This is a genomic window from Arthrobacter sp. 10T425, assembly GCF_056393985.1.
Window position 1 is genome coordinate 1 of record NZ_JBFTGZ010000013.1, and the last position, 12096, is coordinate 12096.

General features: G+C 66.7%; 8 protein-coding genes. 6 read left to right on the forward strand and 2 right to left on the reverse strand.

Annotated elements, in window-relative coordinates:
• Positions 1-150: 150 nt before the first annotated feature.
• Positions 151-1374, reverse strand: coding sequence for a class I SAM-dependent methyltransferase (locus tag AC1DDH_RS15015; RefSeq protein WP_476955730.1), 1224 nt, complete (start codon positions 1372-1374; stop codon positions 151-153).
• A gap of 66 nt (positions 1375-1440) precedes the next feature.
• Between AC1DDH_RS15015 and AC1DDH_RS15020 the strand changes: the two genes are divergently transcribed.
• The 4 genes from AC1DDH_RS15020 to AC1DDH_RS15035 all read left to right on the forward strand — a co-directional run bounded on the left by AC1DDH_RS15020 (position 1441) and on the right by AC1DDH_RS15035 (position 6752).
• Positions 1441-1875: a hypothetical protein gene (locus AC1DDH_RS15020; RefSeq protein ID WP_476873025.1), complete on the forward strand. Its 435-nt coding sequence runs from the start codon at positions 1441-1443 to the stop codon at positions 1873-1875.
• A 537-nt stretch (positions 1876-2412) separates the two neighbouring features.
• Entirely contained in the window at positions 2413-2709 is a 297-nt protein-coding gene (gene groES / locus AC1DDH_RS15025; protein WP_028275747.1) for a co-chaperone GroES, read from the forward strand.
• A gap of 81 nt (positions 2710-2790) precedes the next feature.
• On the forward strand, positions 2791-4401 hold the full coding sequence (groL, locus tag AC1DDH_RS15030; protein WP_018773736.1) for a chaperonin GroEL: 1611 nt from the start codon (positions 2791-2793) through the stop codon (positions 4399-4401).
• A 269-nt stretch (positions 4402-4670) separates the two neighbouring features.
• Positions 4671-6752: an acyltransferase family protein gene (locus tag AC1DDH_RS15035; RefSeq protein WP_476955731.1), complete on the forward strand. Its 2082-nt coding sequence runs from the start codon at positions 4671-4673 to the stop codon at positions 6750-6752.
• 140 nt (positions 6753-6892) lie between these two features.
• Here AC1DDH_RS15035 and AC1DDH_RS15040 read toward each other — a convergent pair whose 3' ends face one another.
• Complete coding sequence (locus tag AC1DDH_RS15040; protein ID WP_476931080.1) at positions 6893-7861, reverse strand: DUF389 domain-containing protein; 969 nt, start codon at positions 7859-7861, stop codon at positions 6893-6895.
• 180 nt (positions 7862-8041) lie between these two features.
• On the opposite strand from AC1DDH_RS15040, the gene AC1DDH_RS15045 reads away from it, so the two are divergent.
• Together AC1DDH_RS15045 and guaB are read left to right on the forward strand one after the other, a co-directional pair.
• A complete protein-coding gene (locus tag AC1DDH_RS15045; RefSeq protein WP_476887742.1) occupies positions 8042-10126 on the forward strand; it encodes an acyltransferase family protein in 2085 nt (694 codons plus the stop codon).
• Positions 10127-10415: 289 nt separating this feature from the next.
• Positions 10416-11927 carry an IMP dehydrogenase gene (gene guaB, locus AC1DDH_RS15050; RefSeq protein WP_018773740.1) on the forward strand — a complete coding sequence of 504 codons (1512 nt, stop codon included), beginning with the start codon at positions 10416-10418 and terminating at the stop codon, positions 11925-11927.
• The last annotated feature ends 169 nt before the right edge of the window (positions 11928-12096 follow it).

Sequence of the window (12096 nt, forward strand, 5' to 3'; positions counted from 1 at the left end):
AAGCGGCATTAGCGTGAKACATTGAGGACCTCCTGGTCGCTGCAGCGGTTGTCTAAGCAACTCCACTGTGCAACCGGAGGTCCTCACCTTTAGGTCAACGACTCCAGCGAGTCATCACATTCACCGAACCAACGTCCCTGGGCAGTACAGCTAGGCCGGCTCCACCGAGACGGCCACCCGGTCCTCGCCGATCCTGGTGAGGACCAGGGTGGCGGATTTCTTGTCCTTGTGCTTTGCGCTGCCGCCGGGCAGGAGTTGCTTGCGCAGCTCTTCGGGCGTGACAGCCATACCGCGCTTCTTGATGTCCAGGACCCCGATGCCTTGATCCTTGACCCACGTCTTGAGTGCCTTGACGTTGAACGGCATCACCTCCAGGACCCTGTACGCCTTGGCGAACGGGGTGTCATGCAGCTCCGGGGCGCAGATGTAGGCGATGTGCTCGTCCACGAGGTGCCCGCCCAGCTGGAGCGCGACGTCGGCCACCAGGCCGGCGCGGATCACCGCGCCGTCGGGCTCATACAGGTACCCCTCCACGGGTCCCACGGGCGCCACCGGGCCGGCACCGAAGTCCTCGCCGCTGGTGAGCTCAGCGGAACCAAGGGGGCCGAGCACGAGGGCCGCGCGCCGCACCCCGGGACGCCGCACCGCGTTGAACCACAGGGCCACTTCGGTCACGTCCCCGCCCACGGAGACCCACTGCGCCTCGCAGCCGGCCGGCACGGAATCGTGCGGCATGCCGGGGCCCATCTTCACGCCGACGGCGCGGCCGGTGCCGGCGAGTGACTCCACGAAGGACAGCGGCGGGGAGAAATCCTCCGGATCCCAGATCCGCTTGGTTCCCGAAGTGGACGTCGTGCGCCGGGCTGGGTCGAGCCAGACGCCGTCGATCCCCTCGAGGGATACCGACGTTGCATCGGAATGGACCACCGTGGCGTTGCGGAACGGGATCAGGTTCATCGTGGCGCAGGCGGCCGTGGCCTCGTCCATTTCCACGGCGGTGACCACCAGGTCCAGAGAGGCCAGGGCCATGGAGTCCGCCCCGAGCCCGCAGCCGAGATCCGCGACGTGGCCGATCCCGGCCTCCGCGAACCGCTGCGCGTGCCGTGCCGCCACCGTGAGCCGGGTGGCCTGCTCCAGACCGGCCTTCGTGAAAATCATCTGCCGGGCGAATTCGCCGAACTTCGCCTCGGCCTTGGTCCGCAGCCGGGACTGGGTGAGCACGGCCGAGACCAGCTCGGGGGAGTGGCCGGCCTTGCGCAGCGACGCCGTGAGGCGGAAGGCCTCGTCCTCGCGGTACGGGCCCAACGACGCCAGCAGCTCCCAGCCCTCGGGGGTGAGGATCGGGGCAATATATTCCTGCGGTGCGTCAGTCATGGCATCCAGCGTAGTTGAGGTCCGCGGGCGCGTTGTGACCGGACGGCGGGGGCTAGGCTTGATGGCATGGAAGACAGCGGCACAGGCGACAGCATCTCAGCGGACACGGCCGGGCAGGACACGGCCGGCGACGACGACGCCAGGCAGGAGCGCCGGCGGCCGCAGGGACTTGCCCGCTACGCAAAACCGGCGCTGATCGCCGGCGCGGTGATCGCCGTCGTGTCCGTCGCACTTTTGGTGATTATCTTCTTCCTCGATTCCTTCAACGCCACCGTGTATTCCGTCGGCGGCAAGAACGTCCAGGACGCCACGGATGAGGCCCGGGCCATCCGCGAGACCTATACCGCGGCCCGGCTCGGCGGCATCATCTTCCTCGTCGCCGGCATTCTGCTGGCCGCCGCCGGCGCCGTGCTGTCGTTCCGGCACCGGAATGACGAAGGCCAGAACACGGACGAAGACGACGGCGAGGACGTGGACTTCGACGACCTCGCAGACCAGTAGCCATCGAGTAGGCGCGCGAATAGACGCCGCTGGTGGGCGCGCACCGCACCGCCAAACGGCCAACGGCCACGGGCCAGGGGACATGCCCAGCCTCCTGCGCCACGGATGGACATGTCCTCCCCGGCAGCCCGCACCCGTTGGGTATGTCTATCGCTCAGCGCGGGCACAGAGCATGATGCCCAAGTGTCCTCTGGCCGCAGCGAAGAATGGGCATGTCCTCCCGGGCAGCCCGCACCCGTTGGGTATGTCCATCGCTCAGCACGGGTACAGAGCATGACGCCCAAGTGTCCTCCGGCCGCAGCGAAAAATGGGCATGTCCCCTAAGGGGAAATGTTCACCCGGAACGAATTTCTGGCACTCGCCTTGACCGAGTGCTAACCATTTACATAGAGTCGTCATTAGCACTCTCCCTAGGAGGGTGCTAACACATGAAGCGCGTTCCGCCAGGCACGCTGCCGGCACCGCGACGACGGTCTGTGCGCCTTGGCATCACCGCTTCATAGTCCACGAATTTGCTGACGAAAAGGAGAGGTCCGAGTGTCGGTCTCTATTAAGCCTCTTGAGGATCGTATTGTTGTCCGCCCGCTCGAAGCCGAGCAGACCACGGCTTCCGGCCTGGTTATCCCGGACTCCGCGCAGGAGAAGCCGCAGGAAGGCGAAGTTGTTGCAGTAGGCCCCGGCCGCTTCGATGACAACGGCAACCGCGTTCCCGTTGACGTTGCCGTTGGCGACGTCGTCATCTACTCCAAGTACGGTGGAACCGAAGTCAAGACCGGCGGCACCGAGTACCTCGTGCTCTCCGCCCGCGACGTTCTGGCGATCGTCGTAAAGTAACTCTCTTGGACCCCCGCGCAGCCGATCCTTTCGCATTGAATGGATCAGTTGCGCGGGGTTCTGTCTTGAAAGGACAAAACCATGGCAAAGCAGCTTGCGTTTAACGACGCTGCCCGCCGGTCGCTTGAAGCCGGCATCGATAAGCTCGCCAACACCGTCAAGGTCACGCTGGGTCCGCGCGGCCGCAACGTCGTACTGGACAAGAAGTGGGGCGCCCCCACGATCACCAACGATGGTGTGACCATCGCCCGTGAAATCGAGCTGGATGACCCCTACGAGAACCTTGGCGCGCAGCTTGCCAAGGAGGTCGCCACCAAGACCAACGATGTTGCCGGCGACGGCACCACCACCGCCACCGTCCTGGCCCAGGCCCTGGTCAAGGAAGGCCTGCGCAACGTAGCGGCAGGCGCCGCGCCTGGCGAAATCAAGCGCGGCATCGAGGTTTCGGTCGAGGCCGTCGCCGCCCGTCTGCTGGAGAACGCCCGCCCGGTTGAAGGCACGCAGGTTGCCAACGTTGCCGCAATCTCCGCCCAGAGCGACGAGGTCGGCGAGCTGCTGGCCGAGGCGTTCGGCAAGGTCGGCAAGGATGGTGTGATCACCATCGAGGAGTCCTCCACCACGCAGACCGAGCTGGTACTGACCGAGGGCATGCAGTTCGACAAGGGCTACCTGTCCCCGTACTTCGTCACCGACGCGGAACGCCAGGAGGCCGTCCTCGAGGACGCCCTGATCCTGATCAACCAGGGCAAGATCTCCTCAGTGCAGGATTTCCTGCCGCTGCTGGAAAAGGCGCTGCAGAGCTCCAAGCCGCTCTTCATCATCGCCGAAGACGTCGAGGGCGAGGCCCTGTCCACGCTGATCGTCAACCGCATCCGCGGCACGCTGAACGTCGTCGCCGTCAAGGCGCCGGGCTTCGGTGACCGCCGCAAGGCCATGCTGCAGGACATCGCGACCCTCACCGGTGCGCAGGTTGTCTCCGCGGAGCTGGGCCTGAGCCTGGACACCGTTGGCCTCGAGGTGCTCGGCACCGCACGCCGCATCACGATCACCAAGGACAACACCACGATCGTCGACGGCGCCGGTTCGGCCGAGGACGTCGCCGCCCGTGTTGCCCAGCTGCGCGCCGAGCTGACCCGCACCGATTCGGACTGGGACAAGGAAAAGCTGCAGGAACGCCTGGCCAAGCTGGCCGGCGGCATCGGCGTGATCAAGGTCGGCGCCGCCACCGAGGTTGAGCTGAAGGAAAAGAAGCACCGCATCGAGGACGCCGTGTCCTCCACCCGCGCTGCCCTCGAAGAAGGCATCGTGGCCGGCGGCGGCTCCGCCCTCATCCACGCGCTGAAGGCGCTCGACGAGGACGCGGCCGTCCAGGCCCTCGAAGGTGACGCGGCTGCGGCCGTCGGCATCGTCCGCCGCGCCCTGGTCCAGCCGCTGCGCTGGATCGCCCAGAACGCCGGCTTCGACGGCTATGTCGTGGCTGCCAAGGTCGCCGAATCCGCCGTGAACCAGGGCTTCAACGCCAAGTCCGGCGAATACGAAGACCTGATCGCCGCTGGCGTGATCGACCCCGTGAAGGTGACGCGTGCGGCTCTGCGCAACGCGGCCTCCATCGCGGCACTGGTCCTCACCACGGAAACCCTCGTGGTGGAGAAGCCGGCTGACGAAGACGAGCACGCAGGGCACAAGCACTAGGCTCTGCCCGCAGGGGGGACGGTCCGGCATCTGCCGGGCCGTCCCTTTTTCTGTCGAGTCTCTGCTGCCGTCCTGCCGTGTTCGTGGCCGCAAGTTGCCGTGATTCTGGCAGAGTTAACCCGTCAGGTGCCGCTCCAGCGTCCCGGGTTCACTGGAAACTCCCACGTTGGCATGCCTCAATGGGGTTCAGTGGCCGCCGTGACGATTGGCCATCAAAATTACGGTTTGGTAACATGGAGGCTTTGGTTATCTGGTTGAGGGGTAGTTCTATGACACAGCAAGGAACCTTGCCCCGGCCTGCCCGGCACATTGCCGCGACGGGGCACGATCCCGCAGCCAAGTCTGGCCGAAAATCCACCTTCAGGCCCGAAATCCAGGGACTCCGGTCCCTCGCTGTGCTGATGGTCATGACCTATCACATCTGGCTGGGCCGGGTTTCCGGCGGCGTGGACGTCTTCCTGCTGATCTCGGCCTTCCTTATGACGCTGCAGTTCGTGGGCCGGTACGAGCAGGGCCGGTCCATGGCCCTCATCAAACACTGGCTGCACCTTTTCCGGCGCCTCGTCCCTGCCGCCGTCACCGTCCTGGTGGCCATCCTTGCCGCAACTGTCCTCTTCCTGCCCCGGACCCGGTGGATGGAAATCATCAACCAGGGCTGGGCCTCCCTGGGCTATGCCGAGAACTGGCTCCTGCAGACCCAGGCGACAAACTACTACGCCGCGGATCACAGCCAGGCCAGTCCCTTCCAGCATTTCTGGTCCCTTTCGATCCAGGGCCAGGTCTTTATCCTGTGGCCGCTCATTTTTGTGGGGGCCGCGTTCGTCGCCAAGCGCTTCGGGCTCCGCTACCGTGTGCTGCTGTCCTACGTCTTCGCCGTGATCTTCGTTGTTTCGCTGCTCTACTCGATCGTCTTCACCCAGGCGAGCCAAACGGAGGCGTACTTCGACACCTGGGCCCGGCTGTGGGAGTTTGCCCTGGGCACGCTCGTGGCTTTGGCCCTTCCTGCCCTGCGGCTTCCGCGGGGCTGGCGGATCGGGCTTGGCTGGCTGGGCATTGTGGCCATGCTCAGCTGCGGCCTCCTGCTCAACGTCCAGGCTTCCTTTCCCGGGTTTGTGGCGCTCTGGCCCACCCTGGCGGCCGCCTGTGTCATCGCAGCCGGGCAGTCGGGCAGCAAGCTGGGCGTCGACCGGATCCTGAGTTCGAAGCCCTTGGTCCGGCTGGGCGACATTTCGTATGCCCTGTACCTGTGGCACTGGCCGGTTCTGGTCATCTCCCTTGCCGTGATGCACAGGGAAAAAGCGGGTCTGATCACAGGCGCCGTCATCGTCACTGTTTCCCTGGTGCTCGCCTACCTCACCACCCGCTTCATTGAGAAGCCCTGGCGTGAGTGGCAGTGGCCGGAGGTGCGGCGGCGCGGCGCCCTCGTTGCCATCGCCGTGGCCGTGGTCACCGCCGCCGTGCCGCTGGCGGGGATTCAGATCCAGCAGCACCTCGAAAGCGAAGCAGTCCTGGCCCAAGCCCCGAAGAACAACCCGGGCGCCCTGGCGCTGACGCCGGGCTATGTGGACCAGGCCGACGCCAACGCCGTCCTGCTCCCCACCCCGCAGACGCTGCCGCAGGACTGGGCCAGCCTCCCTAACTCGTGCTCCGGTGACCTGCAGCCGCAGGACCCGGTCCTTCAGAAGGACTGTTTCCAGAACAATCAATCCGACACCGGAGCGAAAAAGGTCCTCGTGATCGGGGATTCACACGCACAGCAATGGCTGGGCTCGATTGCTCCCCTCAGCGATGAGAAGGGCTGGCGGCTCTACGCCATGCTCAAGGGTGCCTGCAAGCCCAACATCGCGCCGCAGCACGTCTCGGCGGATTGCGACAATTTCAATGCGGCCGTCGCATCCGAAGTGAAGAACAACCCGCCGGACGCCATCATCATCGTGGGCACTGAGGCGGCGCCGTCGTCGCCACAGGAGACCGTGATCCCGGGCTTCGAAGCCACCGCGAAGGCTTGGACGGACGAGGGCATCAAGGTCGTGGCCCTCCGGGACAATCCGCGTTTTACCTTCAACATGGCGGAGTGCGTAGCGACCAAGGGTGCCGACGCGCCGGACTGCAGGCCGCGCGAGCAGGGCATGCTTGCGGCAACGAATCCCTTGGCCGCGCTGGATGGCAAGGTGCCGGGCGTCGCGTTCGTTGACATGACTGACCTGATCTGCAATGGCACGGAATGCCCGGGCGCGGTCGGCAACACCTACGTCTACCTGGACGACAACCACCTCAGCCGGAGCTATGCGGCCAGCATGGCCCCCATGTTCAGCCAAAGGCTCCTCGCCGCGACCGGATGGGGCCCCTAAGCTCCACGGTCCCCGGGCCTGCCGGCCGTAGTCCCCGCAGCTCCACGGTCCCCGGGCCCCTAAGCTGCACGGTCCCCGGGCCTGCCGGCCGACTGTCCCCAGGACTGCCGGCCGTTGCGGGCACCTGCGGCGCCCGTGCGTCAGTGCTGGGAGCGGTCCGCCCTGCGCCGCAGCTGGCGGGCAGTGTCCGGTGCCAGCCGCCTGGTCACCAGCCGGTAGAACAGCAGGACCCCGACGGCGGCCACCACGATTCCGAGCAGGTTCAGGAACAGCTGCAGGGCGGAGCCGGCTGCCTTCTGGTACTCGCCCAGGACCAGTGCCACGGCCACGAACCCGGCTGCCGGCACCGTCGTGACGGAGATGAACACCCCGATCAGCGCCGCCGAGCGCCGGCTGATGACCGACAGCATCCCGGCTGTCCCGGCGAGGACGGCGACGATCAGGGAATAAGGGCCGGGGTGGTAGATGAATTCAACTGCTGAACCGTGGTCCAGCGCGTCCGCGGGGAACAGCCCGAGTGGCACGGAGAGCCACGCGGTCAGCGCGGCGGCCAGCATCGCGACGGGAAAACCGACGCCGAGGGCCAGCGCCGCGTCACGTCCGAGCCGCCGCTGGCGCCGGACCAGGGCTACGGCCAGGGCAGCCAGCGGGCCGAACTCCGGGCCCACGGCCATGGCGCCGACGATCGCAATGGTGGAGTCCGTCACGATGCCGATGGCCGCCAGCTGGGTCGCCAGGACCAGGAACGCCAGGAAACTCCACGTCAGGCGCGAATCCTCGCCGGTCTGCCGCGACACCTCGTCCCAGATCACAGCGTCCGCGCCCTCACCTGGAGCCTCCGCCTCCGCCCTGTCGGCGCGGTCCGAGAGCACAAGGTCCGGTGCGATGACCGTAATCGATCCCCGTTGCTGGACATCGAGGGCGTGCAGCTTCTCCACGAGCCCCTCCACGGATTCCCGGGCCAGCAGAACCTCGATGACGTCCCCGGGCGGCGTGACGGAAGAGGCCTTCGCGAGCGCCACTTCCGAGACGCCGACGTGGTTCGTACAACTTTCGAGAACAACTCCGGACAATTCACCCGGAACACAAATGCGCACCTGCACGATCACGTGGCGGCCTCCTCAGACTCCTACCAGCCTAGCTTCCGCCCCGGGGCCGACGGCGCCGCCGCCCCCCTGGGTGCGCCGCCGGCCAGGCGTGTGAAGGACACCGCCGGGCCCGTGTGATTGGCAAAGAAAATTACGTTTCGGTAACATTGATGTTTTGGAAACCGGCCTGAAGGGATCTTTGTGTCGAACGAGCGAACCACCGTCACCCCGCCACGGGCGGATGCAGGTTCTCCGGCGACCCGAAAAACAAGCTACCGCCCCGAAGTCCAGGGCCTTCGCGCCCTCGCGGTCCTCATGGTGGTCACGTACCACGTGTGGCTGGGCCGGGTCTCCGGCGGCGTGGACATCTTCCTCCTCATTTCAGCCTTCCTGATGACACTCAGCTTCACGCGGAAAGTCGAAAGCGGCGCGCCGCTGCGGCTGCTCAGCCACTGGCTGCATCTGCTCAAGCGCCTGCTGCCCGCCGTCGTCGTGGTGGTTCTCGGCGTCCTCGCCGGCACCTGGGCCATCCTGCCGCAAAGCCGCTGGCCCGACGTCCTTGAACAGGCCTGGGCCTCCCTGCTGTACCGGCAGAACTGGCTCCTGGCGGACAGCGCCGTGGACTACTACGCCCAGGACCATTCGGGCGCGAGCCCGCTCCAGCACTTCTGGTCACTCTCGATCCAGGGCCAGGTGTTCGTGCTCTGGCCGCTCGTCTTTGCCGGCACCGCACTTCTTTCCCGCCTGCTCCGGCGCCGGACCGGCCAGGACCACGTCCTGCTGCGTTACCGCTCCCTGCTGGCCGCGGCCTTCGGCGCCATCTTCGCCGTGTCCCTGGCCTACTCGATCCAGCAGACCGCAACGAACCAGGCCCACGCCTACTTCGATACCGGAGCCCGGCTCTGGGAGTTCGCGCTCGGCTCGCTCCTGGCCCTCGCCCTGCCGTACCTGAAACCGGGCAGGGTCCTGCGCGTCGTGCTCGGCTGGGCCGGCCTCGTGGCCATGCTCTCCTGCGGGCTCCTGCTGACCGTGGACCGTTCGTTCCCCGGATTCATCGCGCTGTGGCCCACGCTGGCCGCCGCGGCGATCATCACCGCCGGTCAAAGCGGCAGCCGCTTCGGGGTTGACCGCTTCCTGACCTGGAAACCCCTGGTGGCGCTGGGGGATAACTCCTATGCGCTCTACCTCTGGCACTGGCCGCTGCTGGTCCTGGCCCTCGCCGGGGCGGGCATCACGGCGCCCAACCTGTTCCAGGGGCTGTGCATCGTTGCCGCGTCCCTCGTCCTGGCCGTGCTCACCACCCGCTTCGTCGAGAAGCCCCTGCGCGAATGGCACTGGCCCAAGCGCCGCGCCTGGCGCACCGCCGTCGTGATTGCCGCCTGTGGTGCCCTGCTGGCGGGTCCCGTCGCCGTGTGGCAGAGCCAGCTCCTGGCCGACGAAGCCGAGGCGGCGTCCCAGCCCAAGGAACTGACTCCCGGCGCGGCCGCCCTGGCACCGGAAAACGCCGGCAAGCCCACGCCGGAAGCCAAGATCATCCCCGCGCCGGCGGCGATGAAGAACGAGTGGGCGGACATCGACGGGCTGTGCACGGACGCCAACGTCCCCAGCGACCCCCTGCTTCAGGGCTGCCTGCAGAACAACAAGCCGGACAAGGTCACCAAACGGATCGTGGTGCTCGGTGACTCCCATGCCCAGCAGTACATGGCGGCGCTGGGCCCCATCGCGAAAAGCCACGGCTGGGAAGTTGTCACGCTCCTGAAGGGCAACTGCCGCTTCGGCGGGGAGTCCCCGGAGCGGGACGCGGACTGCAACGCCTTCAACCGGGCCAGCGCGCAGTACGTCCTGGACCACCGCCCCGACGCCGTTTTCACGGTTGCGTCCCTGACCCACAAGGAAGCGCCGTTCGAGACCGAAGTGCCTGAGTACCTGGCGGGCATCAAGCCCTTCACCGACGCCGGCATGGACGTGGTGGGCATCCGCGACAACCCCCGCTTCACCATCAATATGCCCGAGTGCGTCCAGAAGAACGGCCCGGATGCCTCGGAGTGCAACGTGCCGGAGCAGGAATCGCTCGCGGGGTCCTCGCCGCTGGACGCGTACCGCGGCCAGGTGCCCAGGCTGCACCTCATGGACATGAGCGATTTCATCTGCGCCAACGGAACATGCCCCGCGGTGGTCGGCAACGTGTACGTCTACAAGGACGACAACCACCTGACCAAGACGTACGTCCAGACCATGATCCCCATGTTCGAACGGCGGCTGCTCGCCGCCACCGGCTGGAAGTAGGCTGCTCGCCGCGACCGGCTGGAAGTAGGCCGACGCCCGCCGGCCGGAAGCAGGACCGGCCGGCCGGGGGAGCCGTCCGGCATGGGGCGGCTCACATTGAAACCGGACATTACCGCCCGGAATATGGCTATCGCCGCCAAGGTTCTACTATTTATTGAGGACTTCTGCACGAATCATCTGCACGAACCTTCTGCATGACCTTCTGCACAGGCCAGACCCGTAATGACGGGCTGGTCATCTGTTGCAACCCCTACCCGTGAACCCGTAACCCAAGGTAAGAGGCGCACTCATGACCCAGCCCGAACACGATCCCTTCGGCTTCATCGGCCTGACGTACGACGACGTCCTGCTCCTGCCCGGCCACACCGACGTGATCCCCTCGGAAGCGGACACGTCGTCCCGGATCTCCAAGCGCATCACGGTCCAGACCCCGCTGCTCTCCGCCGCAATGGACACCGTCACGGAGTCCCGGATGGCCATCGCCATGGCCCGCCAGGGCGGTCTCGGCGTCGTGCACCGCAACCTTTCCATCGCCGACCAGGCCGACCAGGTGGACCGGGTTAAGCGCAGCGAATCCGGCATGATCACCAACCCCCTGACCATCGGCCCCGAGGCCACGCTGGCCGAGCTGGACGAAATCTGCGCACGCTACCGCGTCTCCGGCCTGCCGGTCGTGGACGAGGGCAACAGGCTGCTGGGCATCGTCACCAACCGCGACACCCGCTTCGTGCCCGAATCCGACTTCCCGCTGCGGCTGGTCAGCGATGTCATGACCAAGATGCCGCTCGTGACCGGACACGTCGGCATCAGCCGCGAGGAAGCCTCGCACAAGCTGGCCACGAACAAGATCGAGAAGCTCCCGCTCGTTGACGAGCAGGGCCGGCTCAAGGGCCTGATCACCACGAAGGACTTCACCAAGGCCGAGCAGTACCCGCTCGCCACCAAGGACGACGAAGGCCGCCTGCGCGTCGGCGCGGCGATCGGCTTCTTCGGCGACGGCTGGGAACGCGCCATGGCGCTGATCGACGCCGGTGTGGATGCCCTCTTCGTGGACACCGCGAACGGCCACTCCCAGGGTGTGCTGGAAATGATCCGCCGGCTCAAGTCCGATCCCGTTGCCGCGCACGTGGACATCATCGGCGGCCAGGCCGCCACCCGCGAAGGCGCCCAGGCCCTGATCGACGCCGGTGCCGACGGCATCAAGGTCGGCGTCGGTCCCGGGTCCATCTGCACCACCCGTGTGGTGGCCGGCGTCGGCGTCCCGCAGATCACGGCCATTTACGAGTCGGCGAAGGCCGCCATCCCGGCCGGCGTGCCGCTGATCGCCGACGGCGGCCTGCAGTACTCCGGTGACATCGGCAAGGCGCTCGTCGCCGGCGCCGACACCGTGATGCTCGGTTCCCTCCTGGCCGGTTGCGACGAATCCCCGGGCGACCTGATTTTCGTCAACGGCAAGCAGTTCAAGAGCTACCGCGGCATGGGCTCCCTCGGCGCCATGCAGACCCGTGGCAAGAACACCTCGTACTCCAAGGACCGCTACTTCCAGGCCGACGTCTCCGGCGATGACAAGCTCATCCCGGAAGGCATCGAGGGCCGGGTCGCGTACCGCGGTCCGCTGTCGTCGGTGGCGTACCAGCTGGTCGGCGGGCTCCGCCAGACCATGTTCTACACCGGCGCGCCGACCGTGGCGGAGCTGAAGGCGCGCGGCAAGTTCGTCCGCATCACCGCGGCCGGGCTCAAGGAGTCGCACCCCCACGACATCCAGATGACGGTCGAAGCCCCGAACTACGGGTCGCGCTAAGACCCGCCGCCCTTAACCCGGGTGAGCCCGCCGAAACCATGGTTTCGGCGGGCTCACCCGGTTTAAGGGCGCCCCGATTCCCGGCGGCATGACCCCACCCAACTAGCTAGCAGCAGGGGCCGTTTTGGCGGCTCATAACGCCCCCTGCTGCGAGCTAGTTGGGCAGGGG